23 protein-coding genes are annotated in these 23,026 nt (G+C 61.0%); 5 read left to right on the top strand and 18 right to left on the bottom strand.

The features are described 5' to 3' along the window. Window positions 1-9: 9 nt before the first annotated feature. The 4 genes from lspA to murJ form a co-directional block, all read right to left on the bottom strand. On the bottom strand, window positions 10-531 hold the full coding sequence (lspA, locus tag ACFC20_RS14115) for a signal peptidase II (protein ID WP_375193575.1): 522 nt from the start codon (window positions 529-531) through the stop codon (window positions 10-12). Next, window positions 531-3,350, bottom strand: a complete 2,820-nt coding sequence (gene ileS / locus ACFC20_RS14110) for an isoleucine--tRNA ligase (protein ID WP_375193574.1) — start codon at window positions 3,348-3,350, stop codon at window positions 531-533. Before ileS ends, lspA begins: the two co-directional genes overlap by 1 nt. 93 nt (window positions 3,351-3,443) lie before the next feature. After that, the gene (gene ribF / locus ACFC20_RS14105) at window positions 3,444-4,415 is read right to left on the bottom strand and encodes a bifunctional riboflavin kinase/FAD synthetase (protein WP_375193573.1); all 972 of its coding nucleotides are present in this window, start codon (window positions 4,413-4,415) and stop codon (window positions 3,444-3,446) included. Window positions 4,416-4,495: 80 nt separating this feature from the next. Next, the gene (gene murJ, locus ACFC20_RS14100) at window positions 4,496-6,076 is read right to left on the bottom strand and encodes a murein biosynthesis integral membrane protein MurJ (RefSeq protein ID WP_375193572.1); all 1,581 of its coding nucleotides are present in this window, start codon (window positions 6,074-6,076) and stop codon (window positions 4,496-4,498) included. 260 nt (window positions 6,077-6,336) lie between these two features. Here murJ and rpsT point away from each other — a divergent pair, with 260 nt between their 5' ends. Next, complete coding sequence (gene rpsT / locus ACFC20_RS14095; protein ID WP_375193571.1) at window positions 6,337-6,606, top strand: 30S ribosomal protein S20; 270 nt, start codon at window positions 6,337-6,339, stop codon at window positions 6,604-6,606. Between the two features lie 81 nt (window positions 6,607-6,687). Here the strand turns inward: rpsT and proB are convergent, their stop codons facing one another. The 4 genes from proB to rplU form a co-directional block, all read right to left on the bottom strand. Beyond that, window positions 6,688-7,812, bottom strand: coding sequence for a glutamate 5-kinase (proB, locus tag ACFC20_RS14090; protein ID WP_375193570.1), 1,125 nt, complete (start codon window positions 7,810-7,812; stop codon window positions 6,688-6,690). A 27-nt stretch (window positions 7,813-7,839) separates the two neighbouring features. Then, window positions 7,840-9,033 carry an Obg family GTPase CgtA gene (gene cgtA / locus ACFC20_RS14085; protein ID WP_375193569.1) on the bottom strand — a complete coding sequence of 398 codons (1,194 nt, stop codon included), beginning with the start codon at window positions 9,031-9,033 and terminating at the stop codon, window positions 7,840-7,842. Between the two features lie 144 nt (window positions 9,034-9,177). Then, a complete protein-coding gene (gene rpmA / locus ACFC20_RS14080) occupies window positions 9,178-9,438 on the bottom strand; it encodes a 50S ribosomal protein L27 (RefSeq protein ID WP_008170742.1) in 261 nt (86 codons plus the stop codon). Between the two features lie 36 nt (window positions 9,439-9,474). After that, complete coding sequence (gene rplU, locus ACFC20_RS14075) at window positions 9,475-9,786, bottom strand: 50S ribosomal protein L21 (protein WP_091992313.1); 312 nt, start codon at window positions 9,784-9,786, stop codon at window positions 9,475-9,477. Window positions 9,787-10,051: 265 nt separating this feature from the next. Here rplU and ispB point away from each other — a divergent pair, with 265 nt between their 5' ends. Then, window positions 10,052-11,020, top strand: a complete 969-nt coding sequence (gene ispB, locus ACFC20_RS14070; protein WP_375193568.1) for an octaprenyl diphosphate synthase — start codon at window positions 10,052-10,054, stop codon at window positions 11,018-11,020. A 56-nt stretch (window positions 11,021-11,076) separates the two neighbouring features. Here ispB and ACFC20_RS14065 read toward each other — a convergent pair whose 3' ends face one another. After that, window positions 11,077-12,063: a glutathione S-transferase family protein gene (locus ACFC20_RS14065; RefSeq protein WP_375193567.1), complete on the bottom strand. Its 987-nt coding sequence runs from the start codon at window positions 12,061-12,063 to the stop codon at window positions 11,077-11,079. Window positions 12,064-12,343: 280 nt separating this feature from the next. Here ACFC20_RS14065 and ACFC20_RS14060 point away from each other — a divergent pair, with 280 nt between their 5' ends. Beyond that, window positions 12,344-13,255, top strand: coding sequence for a LysR substrate-binding domain-containing protein (locus tag ACFC20_RS14060; protein WP_375193566.1), 912 nt, complete (start codon window positions 12,344-12,346; stop codon window positions 13,253-13,255). Between the two features lie 116 nt (window positions 13,256-13,371). Then, complete coding sequence (locus ACFC20_RS14055) at window positions 13,372-14,901, top strand: wax ester/triacylglycerol synthase family O-acyltransferase (RefSeq protein WP_375193565.1); 1,530 nt, start codon at window positions 13,372-13,374, stop codon at window positions 14,899-14,901. Between the two features lie 27 nt (window positions 14,902-14,928). Here ACFC20_RS14055 and ACFC20_RS14050 read toward each other — a convergent pair whose 3' ends face one another. After that, the gene (locus ACFC20_RS14050; protein ID WP_375193564.1) at window positions 14,929-15,633 is read right to left on the bottom strand and encodes a DUF2057 family protein; all 705 of its coding nucleotides are present in this window, start codon (window positions 15,631-15,633) and stop codon (window positions 14,929-14,931) included. Between the two features lie 213 nt (window positions 15,634-15,846). Here ACFC20_RS14050 and ACFC20_RS14045 point away from each other — a divergent pair, with 213 nt between their 5' ends. After that, window positions 15,847-16,104, top strand: coding sequence for a DUF6316 family protein (locus tag ACFC20_RS14045; RefSeq protein WP_375193563.1), 258 nt, complete (start codon window positions 15,847-15,849; stop codon window positions 16,102-16,104). A gap of 21 nt (window positions 16,105-16,125) precedes the next feature. On the opposite strand, the gene ACFC20_RS14040 is transcribed toward ACFC20_RS14045, so the two are convergent. The 8 genes from ACFC20_RS14040 to glyA form a co-directional block, all read right to left on the bottom strand. Then, the gene (locus tag ACFC20_RS14040; protein WP_375193562.1) at window positions 16,126-16,653 is read right to left on the bottom strand and encodes a phosphatidylglycerophosphatase A; all 528 of its coding nucleotides are present in this window, start codon (window positions 16,651-16,653) and stop codon (window positions 16,126-16,128) included. After that, window positions 16,650-17,606 (bottom strand): thiamine-phosphate kinase, encoded by a 957-nt coding sequence (gene thiL / locus ACFC20_RS14035; RefSeq protein WP_375193561.1) that lies wholly within the window; start codon window positions 17,604-17,606, stop codon window positions 16,650-16,652. Before thiL ends, ACFC20_RS14040 begins: the two co-directional genes overlap by 4 nt. A gap of 3 nt (window positions 17,607-17,609) precedes the next feature. After that, window positions 17,610-18,086, bottom strand: coding sequence for a transcription antitermination factor NusB (gene nusB / locus ACFC20_RS14030; protein ID WP_375193560.1), 477 nt, complete (start codon window positions 18,084-18,086; stop codon window positions 17,610-17,612). Beyond that, entirely contained in the window at window positions 18,086-18,562 is a 477-nt protein-coding gene (gene ribE / locus ACFC20_RS14025) for a 6,7-dimethyl-8-ribityllumazine synthase (RefSeq protein ID WP_375193559.1), read from the bottom strand. Before ribE ends, nusB begins: the two co-directional genes overlap by 1 nt. A 47-nt stretch (window positions 18,563-18,609) precedes the next feature. Further along, the gene (ribBA, locus tag ACFC20_RS14020; protein ID WP_375193558.1) at window positions 18,610-19,725 is read right to left on the bottom strand and encodes a bifunctional 3,4-dihydroxy-2-butanone-4-phosphate synthase/GTP cyclohydrolase II; all 1,116 of its coding nucleotides are present in this window, start codon (window positions 19,723-19,725) and stop codon (window positions 18,610-18,612) included. A gap of 54 nt (window positions 19,726-19,779) precedes the next feature. Then, window positions 19,780-20,895, bottom strand: coding sequence for a bifunctional diaminohydroxyphosphoribosylaminopyrimidine deaminase/5-amino-6-(5-phosphoribosylamino)uracil reductase RibD (gene ribD, locus ACFC20_RS14015; RefSeq protein ID WP_375193557.1), 1,116 nt, complete (start codon window positions 20,893-20,895; stop codon window positions 19,780-19,782). After that, entirely contained in the window at window positions 20,892-21,410 is a 519-nt protein-coding gene (gene nrdR, locus ACFC20_RS14010; protein WP_091992300.1) for a transcriptional regulator NrdR, read from the bottom strand. The genes ribD and nrdR overlap by 4 nt, the downstream gene beginning before the upstream one ends. 77 nt (window positions 21,411-21,487) lie before the next feature. Next, on the bottom strand, window positions 21,488-22,741 hold the full coding sequence (gene glyA / locus ACFC20_RS14005) for a serine hydroxymethyltransferase (protein ID WP_375193556.1): 1,254 nt from the start codon (window positions 22,739-22,741) through the stop codon (window positions 21,488-21,490). Window positions 22,742-23,026 lie beyond the last annotated feature (285 nt).

Below are 23,026 nucleotides of genomic sequence, written 5' to 3'. Positions count from 1 at the left end.
AAAAGCCAGTCACTCCTTTTCTGCATTCCCACCGGTATCGGCGGGTTTGCGGAAGATATCGAGAATCATCATGCCGGCACCGATGGTGATCGCGGTATCGGCCAGGTTGAAGGCGGGGAAATGCCAGTCCTGCCAGTAAAGGTGCAGGAAATCGACCACGTAACCATGCACCACGCGATCATAGACATTACCCAGGGCGCCGCCGAGTATCAGTACGATGGCAACGGCGGTCCAGGTTTCGTGTTTCTGGAGGTTTTTCAGCCAGTAGATAAGAACCACACTGACCACCAGGGCCAGGGTAACGAAAAACCAGCGCTGCCACCCCGCGGCATCGGCAAGAAAGCTGAAGGCCGCTCCGGTGTTATGGAGCAGTGTCAGGTTGAACATGGGGATCACCGGCACCGGGTCGCCGTAGCTCAACAAGGCGGTTGCCATCGCCTTGGTACCGAGATCGAGGGCGATCACGGCTACCGCCAGCCACAGCCACTTCAACTTGCTACCGGTGACTTTTTCCGTCATGGCCGCGTCCATCAGGCGTAAGCGCGGGCTTCGCCGGGCCCTTCCACGTTGGTCACGCAACGACCGCAGAGGTCCTCGTACTTGGCGTTCCGGCCGACATCCTCGCGATGGTGCCAGCAGCGCTCGCACTTGCTGTGGGCAGCCGGGGTCACCTTCACACGCAGCCCTTCGTGAGCCGTCATCTCCGCGTCTCCGGCTTCGGAAACCGGCTTCACGGTGGCCTCCGAGGTGATGAGCACAAACCGCAGTTCCTCACCGAGGTGCTTCAGGTCGGCGGCAAGGTCGCCTTCGCAGTACAGGGTCACTTCTGCGCTCAGGGAGCCCTTGATTTCGCCTCGCGCCCGGGCCTCTTCCAGGCATTTGTTCACCGCTTCCTTGACGCTGTAGATCTCACGCCAGTACTCGCGACCCAGCTCGGCGTTTTCCGGCAGCGCGGTCAGGCCCTCGTACCAGGTTTCGTAGAACACGGTGTCACTGCGCTGGCCGGGCAAGTGCTGCCAGATTTCATCCGCGGTGAAGCTCAGAATCGGGGCAATCCAGCGCACCAGCGCTTCGGCAACGTGGTACAGGGCGGTCTGGCAGGAGCGCCGCGCCAGGCTGTCGGCCTGGGTGGTGTACTGCCGGTCCTTGATGATATCGAGGTAGAAGCCGCCCAGTGTCGCTTCGCAGAAGTTATAGACCTTCTGGTAGATCCGCAGGAAAGCATAGTTGCCGTAGTCCTCGTGCAGCTCCTGCTGCAGCTGGAGCGCACGGTCGACCATCCAGCGATCCAGGGCAATCATGTCCTCCGGCGCCACCATATGCTGCTCCGGCTCGAACCCGGTCAGGTTACTCAGCAGGAAGCGGGCGGTATTGCGGATACGGCGGTAGCCATCGGCGGTCTGGCGCAGGATGTCCTTGGACACGGTCATCTCACCGCTGTAATCGGTGGCGGCCACCCACAGGCGCAGGATGTCCGCACCCAGCTCATTCATGACTTCCTGGGGCGCGATCACGTTGCCCAGGGACTTGGACATCTTGTGGCCCTTGCCGTCCACGGTAAAGCCGTGGGTCAGAACCTGCTTGTACGGTGCCACGCCGTTCATCGCGATGGAGGTTTTGAGGGACGACTGGAACCAGCCCCGATGCTGGTCGGATCCCTCAAGGTACATGTCGGCCGGGAACTGGCCCAGCTCTTCACGAACCCGAAGCACCGACTCGTGGGTGACGCCCGAATCAAACCAGACGTCCAGGGTATCCATGACCTTTTCATACTGCTCGGCATCACTGCCCAGCAGCGTCGCAGCATCCAGGTCGTACCAGGCGTCAATGCCGCCTTCCTCGATCTGCTGGGCCACCTTCTCGATCAGGTTCTGGGTGTCCGGGTGCAGCTCCTGGGTTTCCTTATGGATGAACAGGGTAATGGGTACGCCCCAGGTCCGCTGACGGGAGATACACCAGTCCGGTGACTGGTTGAACATGGCCTCGATGCGGTTCTGGCCCCAGGATGGCACCCAGCGCACGCCCTTGATCGCTTCCAGGGCATCGGCCCGCAGGTTTTCCTTGTCCATGCTGATGAACCATTGCGGCGTGGCCCGATAAATCAGCGGCGTCTTGGTGCGCCAGCAATGGGGGTAGCTGTGACGGAACTTCTCGGATCGAACCAGCTTGCCCTCGCGCTCCAGCGCACTGCACACCGGCTCGTCGGCCTTGTACACGTGCACGCCCGCCAGCTCACCGGCGGCCGAGGTGTAAGTGCCGTCCGCCTGCACGAGATTAAGGGTGCCAATGTGGTAGGCCTTGCCCACCTCGAAGTCTTCCATACCGTGATCCGGCGCGGTATGAACGGCACCGGTACCGGCGTCGGTCGACACGTGGTCGCCCAGGATCACTGGCACCTGCTTGTCGTAGATGGGGTGCTGAAGCACCAGGTGTTCCAGATCGGAGCCGGCGCAGGTGGCCAGGACTTCGAACTGCTCGACCTGCCAGCGCGCCATGACGCCATCCACCATATCGGCCGCGAGGATCATGCGCTCCGCTCCGTGACCGACATCGGTCTGCACCAGGGCGTAGTTCAGCTCTGCGTTCAGGGAGACCGCCTGGTTGGCCGGGATGGTCCAGGGCGTGGTGGTCCAGATTACCACCGACACATCGCCCTCACCTTTATCGGTGCCGAACACCGACAGCGCCTTCGCCTGATCGACTGCCCTAAAACGCACGTCAATCTGGGTGGAGGTCTTGTCCTGGTATTCCACCTCGGCCTCTGCCAGGGCCGACTGCCCCACCACACTCCAGTAAACCGGCTTGTAACCACGCACCAGGTGGCCCCGGGCCACGATCTTGCCCAACGCACGCACAATGCCCGCTTCCACCTTCGGGTCCATGGTCAGGTAGGGTTTGTCCCACTCGCCCATGACACCCAGACGAATGAAGTCTTCCTTCTGCCCGGCAATCTGCTTGGTCGCATAGTCACGGCACGCCTGGCGGAAGGTCTTGTAATCCACCTTCACGCCGGCCTTGCCAATCTCCTGCTCAACCTTGTGCTCAATAGGCAGCCCATGGCAGTCCCAGCCCGGCACGTAAGGCGCGTCATAGCCCATGAAACTTCGGGACTTGACGATCATGTCCTTGAGGATCTTGTTGACCGCATGACCGATATGAATGCTGCCGTTGGCGTAGGGAGGGCCATCGTGAAGAATGAACTTGTCCCGCCCCTCGCGCTGCTTGCGCAGGTTGCCGTAGACGTCGAGATCCTGCCAGCGCTTGAGCATTTCCGGCTCGCGCTTGGCCAGGTTGCCGCGCATCGGGAAGGCGGTTTCCGGCAGATTCAGGGTGTGCTTGTAGTCGCTCATGGTCTGTGTGCGTACTCTTCCGGGTCTTGGTCAGTGTTGGTCAGTCATTCGTATCGACGCGCGCCTACCATCATTGCGGCGCTGTGCGGCGTTTCAATCCGCACTTTTCTCCGAGCCGTGTTCGGCGATCCAGGCACGGGCGTCTTCGAAATCGCGGGCAATCTGGTCTTTCAACTGGTCTACGGATTCAAACTTTTCCTCATCCCGCAGCCCGTGACGAAAGACCACTTCAAGGTGCTGGCCATAAAGTGTGCCAGTAAAGTCAAACAGGTGCACTTCCAGTGACGGCTGTTTGCCGTCTACGGTCGGGCGCAGCCCGATGTTGGCCACCCCATCGTATCGGGAGCCGTCATCCAGTGCGGCCGAGACAACATAGACGCCCCTCAGGGGCGCGGTCCGGTGCAGCAAGATGTTGGCTGTGGGCGCACCAATCTGGCGACCCAACTGGCGGCCATACACCACGCGCCCTCTGATCCGGTAAGGGTGGCCCAACAGCGCTTCGGCCTGCTCAAGGCCATTAATGGTCAGCAATTCACGCACCCGGGTGCTGCTGACCCGTTCGCCGGCCACGGTGACCGTGCGCGTGTTCTCCACCGAAAAACCTCGGGCGCTACCGACCTCCTGCAACAGGTTGAAATCCCCGGCGCGGTCGCAACCAAACCGGAAATCATCCCCCACCACCAGGTGTCTCACCGCCAGCCCCTCGATCAGAACATCCTCCACAAAACCCATGGCGGAATAACTGCGAAATGCCTGGTTAAAGCGCAGGCACAGCACAATATCGACACCCTCGGCCAGCAGGGACTCGAATTTCTGGCGAAAGTTCATCAGCCGTGGCGGCGCCTCACTGCCCTGGAAGAATTCCCGTGGCTGAGGCTCGAAGACCATCACCACCGAAGGCACGCCGAGAGCCTCGGCCTTGCTGATGACCTGATCGATGATGGTTTTATGGCCGAGATGAACGCCATCAAAATTGCCGATGGTGGCAACGCAGCCACGCCTGAGAGGGGAATCCTCCCGCTGTGACAGCGCTTTCAGGTTGGTCAGGCCCCGGATCAGACGCATGTAATGCGAACCTTCAATTGCCAGCTAGCTTTCAGCGCACTCCCTTCGGTAACGCTGGTGAGAAAACGCGCGATTATACCTTACCTGTGCCGAAAATGTCTTACCCGAACCCCGGTGAGGGCCAGCACGAGGAAGTACACGAACACCCCGGCCGCCACCAGGACGGCCATATCGGCCGCCCGCTGGTAGCCGCCATTGGCCAGCCATTCGGCTACCGGCGGCTTGAGCCACAGAATAACCGCCGCCAGGGCGCCGTTGGCAAACAGGATCTGGAGGAGGAACCGGGGCCAGCCAGGCTGGCTCTGCCAGGCGCCTTCCTTACGCAACCCGCGCCACAACAGAAAGCCATTGAGCCAGGCCGACAGCGAGGTGGCCAGCGCAAGACCGGCGTGCGCCAGCGGAAACACCAGCATCAGGTTGAAAACCATGTTGGCCACCATGGCGATGATGCCGATTTTCACCGGTGTCCGGGTGTCTTCACGGGCAAAGAACCCGGGTGCGAGCACCTTGATCAGCATGAAGGCGAGCAAACCCGCCGAGTAGGCCCGCAGGCTCTGGGCCGACATAGCCACGTCGCGGTCGGTGACCTCACCATAATGAAACAGGGTGGCGATCAACGGCTCCGCCAGCAGAGCCAACGCCAGCGCCGCCGGCAGGCCAATCAGCAGCACCGCCCGAACCGCCCAGTCAAGCGTGGCCGCGAACTGATCTGCGGAGGCAGCGGCGTGCTTTCGGGACAGACTGGGCAGGATCACCGTGGCAATGGCAATGCCGAACACGCCCAGGGGCAACTCCGACAACCGGTCCGAGTAATAAAGCCAAGACACGCTGCCCGTCTGCAGGAACGAGGCCAGAACGGTATCGAGCAACAGGTTGATCTGGCTTACCGAAACCCCGAACAGCGCCGGCACCATCAACTTCAGGATTCGACTGACACCCTCGTGGCGATAATCCACCCGGGGTCTGGGCAACAGCCCCAGACGCATCAGAAACGGCAACTGGAAGAATAGCTGCAGAGCGCCGGCAATGAACACCCCCCAGGCCAGGGCCATCACCGGCTCCGCCATCAGCGGCGTCAACCATATGGCTGCCGCAATCATTGAAAGATTGAGCAACACGGGCGTAAACGCCGGCACGGCAAATCGGTCGTAGCTGTTAAGAATGCCCCCGGCGAAAGCGGTCAGGGAAATCAGCAACAGGTAGGGAAAGGTGATCCGCAGCATGTCGCTGGTCAGCGCAAACTTCACCTCATCATCAAGAAAACCCGGGGCAAAGATGGCCGTCAGCACAGGCGCCCCCAGGATGGCCACGAGGGTTACGCCCAGCAGGACCAGCCCCAGGGACCCGGCCACCGCATTGACCAGACGCTGAACGTCCGACATGGACTGGGTTTGCCGGTAGGATGACAGTACCGGCACAAAAGCCTGGGAGAACGCGCCTTCGGCGAACAACCGGCGCAGAAAGTTCGGTATCTTGAACGCCACGAAAAAGGCGTCGGCTCCGGCTCCGGCGCCAAAATACCGGGCGATCACCATATCCCGAACCAGCCCGAGCACCCGGGAGAGCATGGTCATGGCTCCCACCAGGCCAGAGGATCTCAACAGACCAGGCGCCCGGGGCAGTTGTTTCTGTTCTGGAGGCGTTTCAGATTGCGAGGACATGCAGGCCCTGGGGTGACATTGTGTGCATCCAAGTTGGCGGGTATTTCGGGAATTACCTGCTTCCCGTTTCACGCCGCATCCGGTGAGCGGCGAGTTTAGCACAGGCCTTATGGCGTGGGGCATGAAATGGGTTTTGGTCTTGACATTTGGGGGATTGGGCGGCATAGTTCCGCGTCATTTATTTCGACGCGCTGGTTTTGGCGCGCCCGCGATGTAACGAATCATTCAGCAACGAATTCAGGATTTTCAGGAGTTTTACGGTGGCAAATTCCCCGCAAGCCAAGAAGCGCGCACGTCAGAACGAGAAGAACCGCAAGCACAATGCAAGCCTGCGTTCCATGGCTCGTACCTACATCAAGAAAGTTCAGTCCAAGATCGAAGCCGGCAACTACGAAGAAGCCCAGGCCGCTTTCCAGAAGGCTCAGCCGATCATGGACAGCATGGTGAACAAGGGTATCTTCGCGAAGAACAAGGTCGCTCGCAGCAAGAGCCGCCTGAGCGCCAGGATCAAGTCCCTGAAGAGCGCCTGATTCAGGCCTGCTTTCGGGAAAATAAAAAACCGGCCATCTGGCCGGTTTTTTTATGGGCGGTGAGGTGGGCGGACAGTCCAGCTACACAATCACCAGGTTGTCCCGGTGAATCATCTCCTCACCAGACATGTAACCCAGGATCTCGGTAATCCGGTCACTGGAGCGCCCGGCAATGGCCCGGGCCTCGTCCGCGTCATAATTTACTAGCCCCCGGGCAACCTCCCGACCGGAGGGATCCACGCAAGACACCATCTCGCCACGCCGGAACTGCCCGGCCACACCCTTCACACCCACCGGGAGCAGGCTGCGGCCACCCAGACACAGCACCTTGACCGCACCCTCATCGAGCGTGAGCTTGCCCCGGGTCTGCAGATGGCTGGCCAGCCACTGCTTGCGAGCGGCGATCCGCCCCTGCTCGGGTAACAACAGGGTGCCAATGACGTCACCCTGCCGGAGCCGGCTGATCACACCCTCGATGCGACCGCCGACGATCACCGTGAAGGCGCCGGAGCGGGCAGCCAGCCGGGCCGCCCGCAACTTGGTCTGCATGCCGCCGCGACCAAGCACACCGGCACCGCCCCCGGCCATGGCATCCAGCTCGTGGTCGCCGGCCTTCCGCTCGGTCACCAGGCGGGCGTCGGCATGCTTGCGCGGGTCCTTGTCGAACAGCCCCAACTGATCCGTGAGGATGATCAGGCCATCTGCCTCAATGAGGTTGGCCACCAGCGCGCCGAGGGTGTCGTTATCACCAAAACGGATTTCGTCGGTCACCACGGTGTCGTTTTCATTGACGATGGGCACGACGCCGAAATTGAGCAGGGCCCGAAGCGTGCTCCGACCATTCAGGTACCGCTTGCGGTCGGACAGGTCATCGTGGGTCAGCAGTATCTGCGCGGTATGGATATCGTGGCGCTTGAACTGCGCCTCCCAGGTCTGCACCAGCCCCATCTGCCCGACCGCGGCGGCGGCCTGCAGTTCATGCAACTGCTCCGGTCGCACCGTCCAGCCAAGACGACTCATACCCTCGGCCACGGAGCCCGAAGACACCACCACAACTTCCACACCGTCTTCGATCAGTTCGGCAATCTGATCCACCCACAAACCCAGGGCAGCCACATCCAGGCCCTTGCCATCGTCTGTCAGCAGGGCACTGCCAATCTTGATCACCAGGCGTCGGGCCTGACGCAACTGTACGCGTTCAGTCATGATCCGTGGACACTTCCTCTTGCGCGACTATTCGGGGGCGTACACCACTTCAACGTCGTAGTCATCGTCGTCGAAGTCGTCGTCATCGTCGTCTTCGCGCGCTGCACGACGGGCCTGGCGCTCCGCCTCGATCCGCGCCCGGGCCTCTTCGTCCATACGGCGACGCCGTTCCGCCTCGCGCTCTGCAAACTCTGGGTTCTGGGCCTCGGCTTCGGCCTGTTCCTCAATCCAGCGCATCACCGCCTGGGAAAGCGCCTTGGTGCCCTCGCCGCTCAGGGCCGAGATCCGGAATACCGGCCCGTCCCAGCCGAGCTCGTCGATGATCGCCTGGCAATGAGCCTCACGATCCTCTTCCGCCACCATATCGACCTTGTTCAGCACCAGCCAGCGCGGACGGCTGGCCAGGGTTTCACTGAACTTTTCCAGCTCGTGCGCGATGGCGCGCACCGCCTCAGCCGGAGAGGAGCCATCGTAAGGAGCCACATCCACCAGATGCAGCAACAACCGGGTACGAACCAGATGCTTGAGGAATCGGATACCAAGCCCGGCACCCTCGGCGGCGCCCTCGATCAGACCGGGAATGTCCGCAATCACGAAACTCTGGTGCGCCTGCACACTCACTACGCCCAGGTTGGGCACCAGGGTGGTGAACGGGTAATCCGCCACCTTCGGGCGGGCGGCAGACACCGAACGGATGAACGTAGATTTGCCGGCGTTGGGCATACCCAGGAGCCCTACGTCTGCCAGCACTTTCAATTCCAGCCGGAGGTTCCGCAACTCTCCTTCCGAGCCTTTGGTGGTCTGGCGCGGCGCGCGGTTCACCGAGGACTTGAAGCGGGTGTTACCCAGGCCATGAAAGCCGCCCTGGGCAACCTTCAGCCTCTGCCCGACGTGGGTCAGATCCCCCAGCACCTCATGGGTGTCCATGTCCACCACCGTGGTGCCCACAGGCACAGGAAGCACAAGATCCTCGCCCTTGGTGCCAGTACAGTTGCGGCCAGCACCGGGCTCACCGTTCTGGGCCTTGTGCTTGCGCTGGAATCGATAGTCGATCAGGGTATTGAGCGACTCATCGGCCTCCAGATACACCGACCCGCCGTCGCCGCCGTCACCGCCATCGGGACCGCCCTTGGGCACGTACTTTTCACGCCGGAAACTGAGGCAGCCGTGACCACCTTTACCGGCCTCGACAATGATGGTGGCTTCGTCTACGAACTTCATGGATCAACCCTTTGCGCCACGCGCATAAACTAAAAAGCCCCGCAGCCTCAAGGAAGCTTTGCGGGGCTCCGGATGGCTCTGTCACCCTGATGTTATCAGGATACCAGCGCCATCCAAGGTTCGACAGAACCGGATCGCCGCTGCTTACGCAGCCGGAACGATGCTCACGAACTTACGGCTCTGCGGGCCTTTGGTCTCGAATTTCACCTGGCCGTCTGCTTTCGCAAACAGGGTGTGGTCCTTGCCAATGCCAACGTTGCTGCCAGCGTGGAAACGGGTGCCACGCTGACGAATGATGATGCTGCCTGCAGAAACGGTCTCACCGCCGAAGCGCTTCACACCAAGTCGTTTCGACTCGGAATCGCGACCGTTACGGGTACTACCTGCTGCCTTTTTATGAGCCATTACCAGCCTCCTTCTCTAGGGGGTAAATCCAGGGTCTCAGCCCTTGATACCCGTGATCTTGACTTCAGTGAACCACTGACGGTGGCCCTGACGCTTCATGTGATGCTTACGACGACGGAACTTGATGATCTGAACCTTGTCGTGACGGCCGTGGCCGACCACTTCTGCGGTTACCTTGGCACCATCAACCACCGGCGCGCCTACCTGAACCTTGTCGCCATCGGCGATCAGCAGAACGCGATCGAACTCAACGTTGCCACCGGTTTCAACTTCGAGCTTTTCCAGCTTCAGGGTTTCGCCTTCTTTCACACGGTGCTGCTTGCCACCGCTAACAATAACTGCGTACATTCACTCGTTCTCCACGATTGACCCATCCCTGCTCTTATCCACCTGGTTCTAAGGGAGGCGCTCTGGCGACCCTATAGCAGGGAGCGCAGGTTGGGATGAGTTGGGCGCGTGATTGTACGAAAAGACGCTTCGCAACACAAGCCAAGTTGACACTCATCTCGGCAATACCTAGCATTGCCGCGACCTGCCTTTATTACCGGTATTCGCGAGAACGAAACATCAGCGCATCACCAGAACATCACCAGATTAGGGAACCACAAGCCGCATGACAGCCCAGCGCATCTACGACACCGTGGCCGATGACTTCAGCCGGGTTAACGATCTGATCATCCAGCGGCTTGCCTCGGATGTGCCCCTGGTGGAGAGGATCGCCCAGTACATCATCGAAAGCGGCGGCAAGCGCCTGAGACCCCTGCTGGTTCTGCTTTCCAGCCAGGCCGCCGGTTACGACCGTAACGACCACCTGAAGCTGGCGGCGGTCATTGAATTCCTGCACACCGCCACCCTGCTTCACGACGACGTGGTGGACACCTCGGACATGCGCCGGGGCCGCAGCACGGCCAATGCGCGCTGGGGCAACGCACCCAGTGTACTGGTAGGTGATTTCCTCTACGCCCGGGCGTTCGAGATGATGGTGGAACTCCAGAGCCTGCGCATCATGGACGTGCTATCCCATGCCACGGCGGTGATCGCCGAGGGCGAGGTGATGCAGCTGATGAACGTGAAGAACCCGGATCTCACCGAAGAACAGTATATGAAGGTCATCCATAACAAGACCGCCATGCTGTTCGAAGCCGCCTCCCACACCGGAGCACTTCTTGCCGGTGCGAACGAGGAGCAGGAGCAAGGGCTCAAGGACTACGGCAAGCACCTGGGGCTGGCGTTTCAGTTAGTGGACGACGTTCTGGACTACCGCGGCGATGCCGAAGCCATGGGCAAGAACGTGGGCGACGACCTGGCCGAAGGCAAGACCACCCTGCCATTGATCCACGCCATGAACCACGGCTCGGACGACGAGCGCCAGTTGATCCGTCAGGCCATTCGCAAAGGCGGCCTGGACGACCTGCCACGCATTCTGGACATCGTCGAGCGCTCCGGCGCCATCGAATACACCATGACCAGGGCCCGTGAGCAGGCAGAGCTGGCGAAGGCGTGCCTGAAAGCCCTACCGGAATCGAGCCACAAAGAGGCCATGGAACTTCTGACAGAAGTGGCCGTTGCCAGAGTAAGCTGATTTGGAATTGGGGTCAGGTGAAAGCTTTCATCTGACCCCGGTGTCCACCTCTTAACTCAATCAAGATGTTCGCGCCCATGGGGCGCGTCAAAATCCAGTGCCGGGCCCACCGGCACGATCTGGGTCGGGTTGATGGTGCGCTGGCTCACGTAGTAGTGGCGCTTGATCTGCCCGATATCCACCGTCTCGGACACGCCCGGTTCCTGGTAAAGATCCCGCACATACGCAGAGAGCGCAGGGAAATCCTGAATCCGCTGGCGATTACATTTGAAATGGCTGAAATACACCGCGTCGAAGCGGATGAGCGTGGTGAACAGCCGCCAGTCGGCCTCCGTTAGCTGGCCGCCAACGAGATACCGCTGGCCAGACAACCGCTGCTCCAGCCAGTCGAGCGAATCAAGCAGGGCTGTGTAGGCTTCTTCGTACTTGTCCTGCGCAGTGGCAAAACCCGCCTTGTAGACACCGTTGTTGACGGTGTCGTAAACCCTGGCATTCACCGCATCAATCTCTTCTCTCAGACCCGCCGGGTAGAAATCCAGGTCCGTACGCACACCCTCAAGGTCATTGAACGCTGAATTGAACATGCGGATGATCTCTGCCGACTCGTTACTGGCAATTGTCTGCTTCTTGGTATCCCAGAGCGTGGGAACCGTCACCCGACCGGTGTAGTCCGGGGCCGCCCTGGTATAAAGCTCATGCAGAAAGCGCAACCCATGCAGGTGGTCCCGGTGCTCCTTGCTGTCGGGCCGGAACTCCCAGCCGTTCTCCAGCATGTCCGGATGCACCACCGACACGGAAATATGCTGCTCAAGCCCCTTCAACTTGCGGAAGATCAGCGTTCGATGCGCCCAGGGGCAGGCCATGGACACATACAGGTGATAACGGCCAGACTCCGCCTTGAAACCACCCTCACCGTCCGGCCCCGGCGAACCATCGGCCGTCACCCAGTTCCGGAACCGGGCCGCCTCCCGCTCGAACTTGCCGCCGGTCTTGTCGGTGTCGTACCACTTGTCGTGCCATTTGCCGTCGATTAACAGGCCCATGAGGTCCTCCGATTAAAAATCCTGATGATCGGCAATGGCCTCTGGGAGAGACTGCTCGGAGTTTGCCGAGGGTGTCGGGCAAGGCCTTCGCAAACCGTGCATTGCCAGGGATGGTAATGCCGAGCCCCCAGGGACGGGTTCACGGCGTGTTTGCGAAGGCCTTGCCCGACACCCGCTGCCCCAAAAGCCAGAAGCCATTCGAAACTAAGAGCAGAATACCGGCGACCCTGCTACCCTCTCAAACAAGCATTTCTGGCCAACAACCTCAGATTATTCGAACATGCACACAGCCATCACCATAGACGCCCTCAAAGTCCTCGACGCCATCGATCGCAAGGGCAGCTTCGCCGGCGCCGCATCCGAGCTGTTCCGGGTACCCTCCGCCATCAGCTACACGGTGCAGAAGTTGGAGGAAGACCTCAATGTGGCCATCTACGATCGCACCGGCCACAGGGCCCGACTGACACCCGCTGGCCGATACCTGCTGGAAGAAGGACGCACCCTGCTCGAGGCCGCAGAAAACCTCGCCCACACAACACGACAGGTGGCCCAGGGCTGGGAGACCCGCCTGCGAATCGGCTTCAATTCGTTACTGCCGGCGGAGTGCCTGTTTCCAGCCATCAAGGAATTCTATGAGCTCGGGGTGCCGGTGGATGTCCAGATTGTCGAGGAAGTGTTTGCCGGCACCTGGGATGCCCTGCAAAGCCGGCGAGTGGACCTGATCATCGGTGCCGACAGCCTCAGCAAACCGGCCGGAAGCTACACCACCAAGGCCCTGGGCGAGATGCCTTTCGTATTTGCTGTGGCCGCAGACCATCCGCTAGCGAGTGCAGACACTCCTCTGCAGGAAGAAGACATTTCCCGCTATCCTGCGGCCGTGGCCGCGGACACCTCGCGTTCGCTCCCTCCCGGGCATGCCGGGATTTTTCACCGACAGCGCACGCTTACCGTTGCCAACATCGACCAGAAAGTGGCCGTACAGGTGGCGGGCCTGGGGGTCGGCTGGCTCCCCAAATCACGAATCCGTCAGCAGCTCAAAGACGGCACCCTGGTGGCCAAGTCGGTTCAGGCGTCAAGACAACCGATCACCCTGCACCTGGCGAGGCACGCCGAAGACCAGGGTAAGGCGCTGATGTGGTTCTGGGAACGGCTCGGGCGCGAAGGTGCCGTCTCGGAATGGCTAAAAGACTGAAAACAAAGCCAATGGTATGACTTCGACAGATGTCCCCTCGGGTCGACTGAGTCAACGGAAACCGTCCCCAGATCATTTATACTGCGACAAACTTCATCGCCGAAGGGAGCTCTCTGATGCGGCAGCTGTCGGAACTGGATGCCTCGTTCCTGTACCTGGAATCGGAAACCACACCGATGCACATCGGTGGCATCTACCTTTTCGATGCCGGCGAATGCGACCGGCCACTGGCCTTCAGCACCTTCGTAGCCTATCTTCGCAGCCGACTCCACGTGGTGCCTGTGTTTCGGCAGCGCCTGAAGGAAATCCCGCTTCGGCTCGGCCGGCCCTACTGGATTGACGATCCCGAGTTCAGTCTTGAGCGGCACCTGGCCTATGTGAACATGGGCGAACACGGGCAAAAGGCCAACCTGATGACGCTGGCTTCGCGGATTCTGGAACAGCCCCTGAAAAAAGACCGCCCGCTCTGGCACATCACCTTTGTGGATGGTTTCCGGCTGGGCGATGACAACACCGGCAACGAAGGGTTCGCACTGATCGTCAAGTTGCACCATGCGGCCATCGACGCCTTCAGCGGTGAGGAGATCATCGGCAAACTGCTCGAATACACCCCCGAGCCGCGCCCGATTACGCCGCCACGACCCTGGTCACCCCGTCCCCGGCCTTCCGAGGAGCGGGTGATGCTACAGGCCGGCGCCAACATCCTGCGCACGCCCTTGCAGGTCACTTCCCTGGCAGCCAACGCGATCGAGGCCACGACCCGCGGCCTGATCCAGAAACAGCTGCGGAAACTGCCGTTGCCACTGCCCCTGTTCTCGGCGCCCCACAGCCCATTCAACCGACAGATCACTGCCAACCGGCAGATTGTTGCGGCCAGTGTTGAGCTGTCCCGCCTCAAAACCATCAAGGCCACGCTCGGGGACGTCACACTGAACGACGTGGTGCTGGGGCTCTGTGCCGAAACGCTTCGCCGCTACCTCATCAGTGAGGGTGCGGGCAGCGGCAAGTCCCTGGTGGCCATGACACCGATATCGGTTCGCTCCAACAGCCTTCGCAAGGCGACCGGCAATCAGATGTCGGCGATGCTTCTGGATCTGGCCACCAACGAGGCCAATCCGGCTCAACGCATCCGGCGGATTCACTGGAACGCGGTTGCCTCCGAACCCTACCGCGAGGCCATAGCCGCAGACCGACTGACGGAGCTGCTGCCATCAACCATGCTGGCGCTCTCGGCCCGACTCTACTCGGAACTGCAGATTGCCCAGCGCTACCGACCGCTGTTCAACCTGCCGATCACCAACGTGCCCGGCCCTCAGGTACCCCTTTACCTGCAGGGGGCGAGGCTGGTGCAGCAGTACAACACTGCGCCGCTGTTCGACAGTATGGGACTGGTGATTGTCGCCGTCAGTTACGAAGGCCGCCTGACCCTGAACTTTACGCTCTGTCCCGATGTTGTCGCCAATGGCGATGCCCTGCAGGCGCATGTGGCTGAAAGCCTGGGCGCCATTGAAGACGCGGTCCATCGGCTGGGCACGGAAGATATCGCGGAACCGGCGCCGGCCACAGCGACCCAGTCGCTGGCCGATGATGCCATGGCGATAATGGAAGGATTGCTGAAAAGAGCCATGCGCCGCTTTCGGGCCTGAATCCCCGAAAGCGGCGCAACATCGGCTTTACTCGAAGGCCCAGCGGAGGAAGGCTTTCTTTTCCTCATCGCTCGCGGTCTGCCAGATGGCCTTGAGCTGATCCAGCGGGGTGGTATCCTCGCCCATCTCGACCGAGCCAGACGCCTGCGCAGACTCGGGCAACGGCGTCCGGGCCAATGCGGCAGCCTGCGACGGATCCCAATCGGTAGACGTAGCAACAGTCTGCCCTGACGACGCAACGATCGCGGCACTGAATTGCGGAATCATCTGCTGCGCTTCGGCGCGGGAATCCGGTTTCTCAAACTCGAAGGCGTAGGTCTCACCCGCCGCCGCGTCGAAACGCGCTACCTGAGGCTTGCTCTCGATCACATGCACTTTGGATTCGCCATTGCGAACCACCTCCGACTTGGCCCAGATAGTCTTGTAAACGAAAACCACCTCGTTTTCGCCGGGCAGCAGGGCGTAATCCAGGGCCAGGTCGTCCATCAGGAAATTGGACATTGTCCGCCCGTTCACCCGGGTAACAACAATCTCTCCGGGCGCTTTGAGAACGGCCGCATTGGCAGCGGCGTCGGGGTTGCCCTCCCAGGTTTCCACCACACTCACGCTGGACGCGCAACCGGACAGGACTAGCAACAGTAACGGGAGCAAAACGGCGCTTTTGCCAATGGCGTGAGACCTGGGTCGCCGTAGCCTGTGTATGAACGAACCGAATACGTGGGAAATGGTCATTGACTCTCCTTGAAAACATGAACGAAAGGGCCCGGGGCGTTGACCGCCGCTGTTGCATTCTGACGACTGCGTTTGACAAGGGCAAGACACCGAGACGGGCGCCTGCCAGGGCAGGTTGCGGCGTTATCGTGATCCCGGCTGAGACCTGGCTCGTAAAAATGTAAAAAAATGTTGAATTCGGCCCGATTTGGATTAACTTAAAACAGATCGGCAATGACAAACGTGGCGCCCGAAAAGCAAAAATCAAAAGGGGGCACAGGAGATAACATGGATACCCAACGCAGGACCGGAGAAGAAGGGCCAGTTCCCTTTCGCAGTAGCCGATTTTTCTGTGTAGGGAGCAAGTGGTACTTCACCACCCGGGAAGGGTTTGACAGTGGCCCCTTTGCTTCACGTGAACGCGCCGAGACCGGACTCAAGCGGTTTTTGCATGTTGTTCGATTGCTCCCCGAAGAGCAGCGGATGCACTAGCTCTCTGGCCCCGGTCATCGGCTAGACCATGACCGGTACCAGCCAGTAATCAACGGCCCACAGGCAGGCCAGGGCCATTGCGCCAGCAACCACATCGTCCACCATTATGCCCAGCCCGCCCGGCAGACGCCTGTCGAGCCAGCCAATCGGCCAGGGTTTGGCGATGTCGAAGAGCCTGAACAGTGCAAAGGCGCCCAAAACCCCGTAAATCGTATCCGGGAACAGCCCCAGGGCAATCCACATACCCACAAACTCATCCCACACGATACCGCTATGGTCGTGCACCTTGAGATCCTCGGCGGTCTTTCCGCACAGCCAGACACCAACCAGAAAAGCCACCAGAACCACCAGCCAGTAGGCTGACGGCGGTAGCCACGCGATTCCGTACCAGAGGGGAATCGCGGCCAGGCTACCCCAGGTGCCGGGCGCCCTGGAGGTGGCGCCGCTGCCAAGACCAAAGGCCAGCAGATGCACAGGATTACGAAGAAAGCCCGGGGGAAGAATCAGCGGCGGATCGTCCTGCTCTGGCGTCTGGTTGGAATGGCTCATTGACGCCTCCTGAAATGATCGAATCCGGCATTCGGGCCTGAGGGTCCACAGTCGGTGCCATCCAGGTAAAGCCCCGGGTCCGCTTCGATGGTTCCGATCACCGTAAACTGCTGCCTGAGCGCCTCCGGGGCACTTTTCCAGCGCTCCGGCGGGAAAGTCAGGCAGAGCTCGTAGTCATCGCCGGACCGCAGTGCCAGGTCCTGGGCACGCCCACCTGCCAGGCACACCAGGGCCGGTGAAAGCGGCAGCGAACCGGATTCGAGCCTGGCACCACACCCTGATGCCTCCAGAATGTGGCCAAGATCCGCCAGCAAGCCATCGGAAATATCGATGCCGGCACTGGCGAACGGGGCTGCGGCCACACCGAGCTGAAGTCTGGGTTGTGGCCGGTGATAGCGCTCAAGCACCGCCACAGCATCGGCCGACGGCTCGGCTTCTGACAGGTACGCCAGAGCCGCACCGGCATCACCCAGGGTGCCGGAGACCGCCACCAGGTCGCCTGGCCGGGCGCCATTTCGACAGATGGCGCGGCCGCGGGAGACGGTGCCGTGCACCTGCAGGGTCAGGGTCAGCGGCCCGGCCGTGGTATCACCTCCCGCCAGAGCGAGCCCGAACGCCTGCGCCGCCTCGGCCAGGCCCCGGGCAAAACCTTCCAGCCAGTCTTCATTGGCCTCGGGCAGGGTCAATGCCAGTGTAAAGCACTCCGGCTTTGCACCCATGGCGGCCAGGTCGCTGGCGGCAACCGCCAGCGACCGCCAGCCAAGGTAGTCAGGGTGATAGTCGTGGGGGAAATGCACCCCTTCAACCAGGGTATCAATGGAAAAGACCAGATCCTGGCCGGAGGGCAATCGCTGTATGGCACAGTCGTCACCCGGTCCGAGCACCAGAGAGCCCCCCAGCTGCCGGGAGGCCAGCGGCAGGAAGTACCGCCGGATCAGATCAAATTCACCCATGGATCAGCGGGCGCGGGTTTCGGCCAGACGCAGCCGACCGCTCAACTTGTCGAGAATGCTGTTGACGAACTTGTGCCCTTCGGTGCCGCCAAAGCGCTTGGCCATCTCAATGCCCTCGTTAATCACCACCTTGTAGGGCACATCCAGGCGGTGCTTCAGCTCGTAGGCCCCGAGTCGCACGATGGCAAGCTCTACCGGGTCCACTTCCTTGATGGGGCGGTCCAGAAACGGTTCGATCAGCTTGTCCAGCTCACCCTGCTCTCGATGGACACCGCGCAGCAGGTCCCGGAAATACAGCAGGTCGACCTTGGACATGTCATTATCCACCATGAACTCGGCCTCGATGTCCGAAATCGCGGTCTTGCTGAAATGGCGCTGATACAGCCCCTGCATCGCCAGCGCCCGGGCGCGACGGCGGTCACCGGCCTTGGGCTGGCCCGAGGCGGCAGGATTCGGTGACGTTTCTCCAGATTCGCTCATTACTCACCCAGCTTCCTGAACAGGCTGACCATTTCCAGGGCCGTTATGGCCGCTTCGGCGCCCTTGTTACCGGCCTTTGTACCGGAGCGCTCGATCGCCTGCTCAATGGAGTCCACGGTCAGCACTCCGAAGGTGACCGGCACATTGGTATCCAGGCTGACAGCGCCCAGGCCACTGGAGGCCTCTCCAGCAACGTAGTCAAAATGTGGCGTTCCGCCACGAATTACCGCACCCAGCGCAATGATCGCGTCGTATTCGCCGGTTTCCGCAACCCGTTTGACGGCCAGCGGCATTTCGTAGGCTCCAGGCACACGCACAATCGTGATGTCGTCACTGGAAATCCCGTGCCGGCGCAGGGTGTCCACTGCACCTTCAACCAGGCTCTCGACCACAAAACCGTTGAACCGGCCCACCACCAGCGCGTAGCGGCCGGTGCACTCGGTAAAATCACCTTCAATTACTCGGATATCTGCCATCGATGGCTCCTTCACGGGTGACCGCCCGAAGGCCGTCACCGGGTTCGTCATTCAGGGGTATAGGGCACGTATTCAACCACTTCCAGATCAAAACCGGAAATGGCCGAGAACTTGATGGGCGGGCTCAGCAGGCGCATCTTGCCGACGCCAAGATCCCGCAGAATCTGCGAGCCGGTACCAACGGTGAAATAGACACCGGAACCACCCTTGCCCGTGGTCCCCTGACCTTCGTTGAAAAATTCCTGGATACGGTCTTCCAGGTTGTAACTGTCTTCGGCGCTATTGAGCAGCACGACCACGCCGCGACCCTCTTCGGCCACTTTCTCCAGGGCATGGTGCAGCGGCCAGCTCCGGGAATCCTTGCGCCGGGCGCCCAGCAGATCCCGTAGAGTGTCGGTGATATGCACCCGAACGTAGACCGGGTCATCCGGCGTGATCTCGCCCATCACCATGGCCAGATGGGTGGCGCCCTGGATATTGTCCCGGTAGGTGCGCAGATTGAACAGACCATACTCAGTGTCGAGCTCGTTCTCTTCCACGCACTCCACGGTACGCTCGTTCATGGTGCGGTAGTGAATCAGGTCGGCAATCGTACCGATCTTCAGGCCATGCTCCTGCGCAAAACGCTCGAGATCTTCACGACGCGCCATGGAGCCATCATCGTTCATGATCTCGCAGATCACGCCCGCAGGCTCGCAGCCGGCCAGGGCCGCCAGATCACAGGAAGCTTCCGTATGACCGGCCCGGCTCAGTACGCCGCCGGGGTCTGACATCAACGGAAAGATATGGCCCGGTTGAACCAGATCGCTGGCCCTGGCGTTGCGCGCCACGGCGGCCTGAACGGTGCGGGCACGGTCAGCTGCAGAAATGCCGGTGGTGACGCCTTCGGCCGCCTCGATGGACAGGGTAAACTTGGTGCCAAAGCCGGACGCATTCTGCTGCACCATCAGGGGAAGCCCGAGCTGCTCGCACCGGTCACGGGTCATCGGCATGCAGATCAGACCGCGGCCGAATCGGGCCATGAAGTTGATGGCCTCGGCGGTACAGTGTTCCGCCGCCATCACCAGATCACCCTCGTTCTCGCGATCTTCGTCGTCCATCAGGATGACCATCTTGCCCTGACGAATATCTTCAATGATCTCTTCAATGCTGTTCAGTGCCATGAGGTTTTGCACCTTTGCGGTGTTCCGGCACCCGGAACACCGTGAATGTATGGATTACTCGCGGGCCAGGATCAGCCGTTGATCCTCACCCACCTGACGTCGGTCCAGCACCTTCCATTGTACTTTATCCGCCATGGTTTCCAGCGGCAGGTGGGCAGTCGGTCGCCCGGTACTGCCGAGGAACACAGGGGCCTGATAGAGCCATAGTTCGTCCACCAGGCCTTCACTGATAAACGTGCCGGCGAGCGTCGGCCCAGCTTCCACCAACAGTTCGTTGATGCCCAGCTCGCCCAGCGAGTCGAGTAATTCCGCCAGATCAATGCCGTTATCCTTCCAGGCAACACCCGTAAGGCTCACTCCAAGCGCCGCCAGATCCTGGGCCGGGGCCGTTGCCAGCGTGGAGGACGCACAGAACACCTGCACGTTCCCGCCATGCAGGATCTTGGCCGACGACGGCGTTCGGGCATCCCGATCCGCGATCACGCGCAGGGGCTGCCGGGAGGGTTCCGTGGCATCGCCTATATCCCCGAGCTCTTCACGTCTCACGGTCAGGGACGGGTCGTCTGCCAGCACGGTGCCCACCCCGGTAAGGATGGCGTCACTGATCGCCCGAAGACGCTGTACGTCCCGGCGGGAATCGGCGCCCGTGATCCACTGGCTCTCGCCGGAAGCCATGGCGGTACGGCCGTCCAGGCTCGCGGCCATCTTCAGCCGCACCCAGGGCCGACCGGTATTCATCCGCTTCATGAACCCGGGATTGAGTCGCGCAGCTTCCTCGGCCAGAAGGCCTTCGGTTACCCGCACGCCGGCGTCCCTGAGCATATCCAGGCCACGACCGGACACCGAGGGATTCGGGTCCTTCGTCGCCGCGAACACATGGGCTACCCCGGCATCAATCAATGCCCGGGCGCAGGGCGGCGTGCGTCCAAAATGGCTGCAGGGCTCAAGAGTCACATAGGCAGTGGCGCCGCGGGCGTCGGGGCCGGCCTGACTGAGCGCCCGGGTTTCGGCGTGGGCTTCGCCAGCACGCTCATGCCAGCCTTCACCGAGGATCCGGTCGCCACGGGCAATCACACAACCCACGCGCGGGTTGGGATGAGTGGAGTACCGACCGCGCCAGGCAAGCTGGACAGCCCGGGCCATCATGGCCCTGTCGCGGTTCTCGATCATGCCTGTCCTTTCGGGGAGTGGTTGTCTGCCAACGCCTTGGCCACGTCAACGGCGGTATCGCCATTGCTGGCAGAGAGCCGCTCGATCTCTTCCTTGAATTCGTTGATATCCTGGAAACTGCGATAGACCGAAGCAAAGCGGACGTAGGCCACCTTGTCGAGCTGACGCAACTCGGTCATCACCTCTTCACCGAGCTGCATCGACTTCACTTCCCGCTCGCCGGTGGCTCTCAGTCGGTATTTGATCCGATTGAGGGCGCCGTCGATCTCTTCGATGCTCACGGGCCGCTTTTCCAGCGCTTTCATGATGCCGGACCGCAATTTATCTTCATCAAAGGGCTGACGGGTGCCGTCCTGTTTCACCACCCGCGGCATGACCAGCTCGGCGGACTCGAAGGTTGTAAAGCGCTCCCGGCACGACAGGCACTCCCTGCGGCGACGTACCTGATCGCCCTCGGCCACCAGCCGGGAGTCAATCACCTTGGTGTCGGCTTCACCACAGAAGGGACAATGCATAGTCAGGAGCTCCGGAAAGGACGCCGGGCCGATGGATCGGCCCGGCATAACATCACACTAGTCTAGACGGAAAACGCTCAGCCGTAGACCGGGAAGCGGGCACAAAGGGCTTCCACCTGCTCACGAACCCGGCTGTTGACCGCTTCGTCCTCGAGGTTGTCGAGAATGTCGCAGATCCAGCCCGCCAGGTCACGGCACTCGGACTCGCCAAAACCGCGCGTGGTGATGGCCGGAGTACCGATGCGCAGACCGGAGGTCACGAACGGCGAGCGCGGGTCGTTGGGCACCGCGTTCTTGTTGACGGTGATGTGGGCACGACCCAGAGCGGCATCGGCGTCCTTACCGGTGATGTCCTGCTTGATCAGGCTGACCAGGAACAGGTGGTTCTTGGTGCCACCGGACACAACGTCGTAACCGCGTTCCACGAACACCTGCGCCATGGCCGAGGCATTCTTGACAACCTGCTGCTGATAGGTCTTGAACTCGTCACTCATGGCTTCCTTGAAGCACACGGCCTTGGCGGCAATAACATGCATCAGCGGGCCGCCCTGGCCACCCGGGAACACGGCGGAGTTCAGCTTCTTCTGCAGATCGGCGTCGTCGCAGGCCAGGATCAGACCGCCACGGGGCCCACGCAGGGTTTTGTGGGTGGTGGTGGCAACCACGTGAGCATGGGGAACCGGATCCGGATACACGCCGGCGGCAACCAGGCCAGCCACGTGGGCCATGTCCACGAACAGGTACGCGCCTACCTTGTCGGCAATCTCACGGAAGCGAGCAAAATCCAGCTCTTGTGAATACGCGGAGAAGCCGGCAATGATCATCTTCGGCTTGTGCTCAAGCGCCAGGGCCTCGACTTCGTCGTAATCGATCAGACCGGTTTCCGGGTTCAGACCATACTGCACGGCATGGTAGATCTTGCCGGAGAAGTTGACGCTGGCGCCGTGGGTCAGGTGACCACCGTGGGCCAGGCTCATGCCCAGCACGGTATCGCCTGGCTTGAGCAGTGCCATGAACACAGCGGAGTTGGCCTGGGAGCCGGAGTGCGGCTGAACGTTGGCGTAGGCAGCTCCGAACAGCTCCTTGGCGCGCTCAATGGCCAGTTCCTCGGCAATGTCGACAAACTCGCAGCCGCCGTAGTAACGCTTGCCAGGGTAGCCTTCGGCGTACTTGTTGGTCAGCACGCTGCCCTGGGCTTCCATCACCCGGGGGCTGGTGTAGTTCTCGGACGCGATCAGCTCGATGTGAGCTTCCTGACGCTTCTCTTCCGCCTGCATGGCGTTCCAGAGTTCGTCGTCAAAGCCGGCGATTTTCATTTCACGATTAAACATGGATGCGCTGCCCCTGTGTGCTTGGCTGGCCCGGAGTGCGTTCGCAAGCTCCACGCCCCTGAAAAATTGGGCCGCTATTCTATCTTACAAACGGGTAAAAAATCATCTTTTATACCGTCCGCAGATACCGGCATGCGGCGGGCTCCGGTTTCTGCTCAATTGCTATCAATGGTGCGTTTCGTTACCTTACCGGATCAAACGCACGCAGTCCGAACGAGGTCGGTGGGGCGGGCCTGCCGGGAGCGTCAAAATCAGGGATGATTTTGTCGAGCTTACATGGACGTA

This window comes from Marinobacter sp. (genome assembly GCF_041984545.1).
Taxonomy (GTDB): domain Bacteria; phylum Pseudomonadota; class Gammaproteobacteria; order Pseudomonadales; family Oleiphilaceae; genus Marinobacter.
The sequence above is the reverse complement of the archived record's forward strand: the minus strand, read 5'-3'. Positions and strand labels throughout refer to the sequence as shown.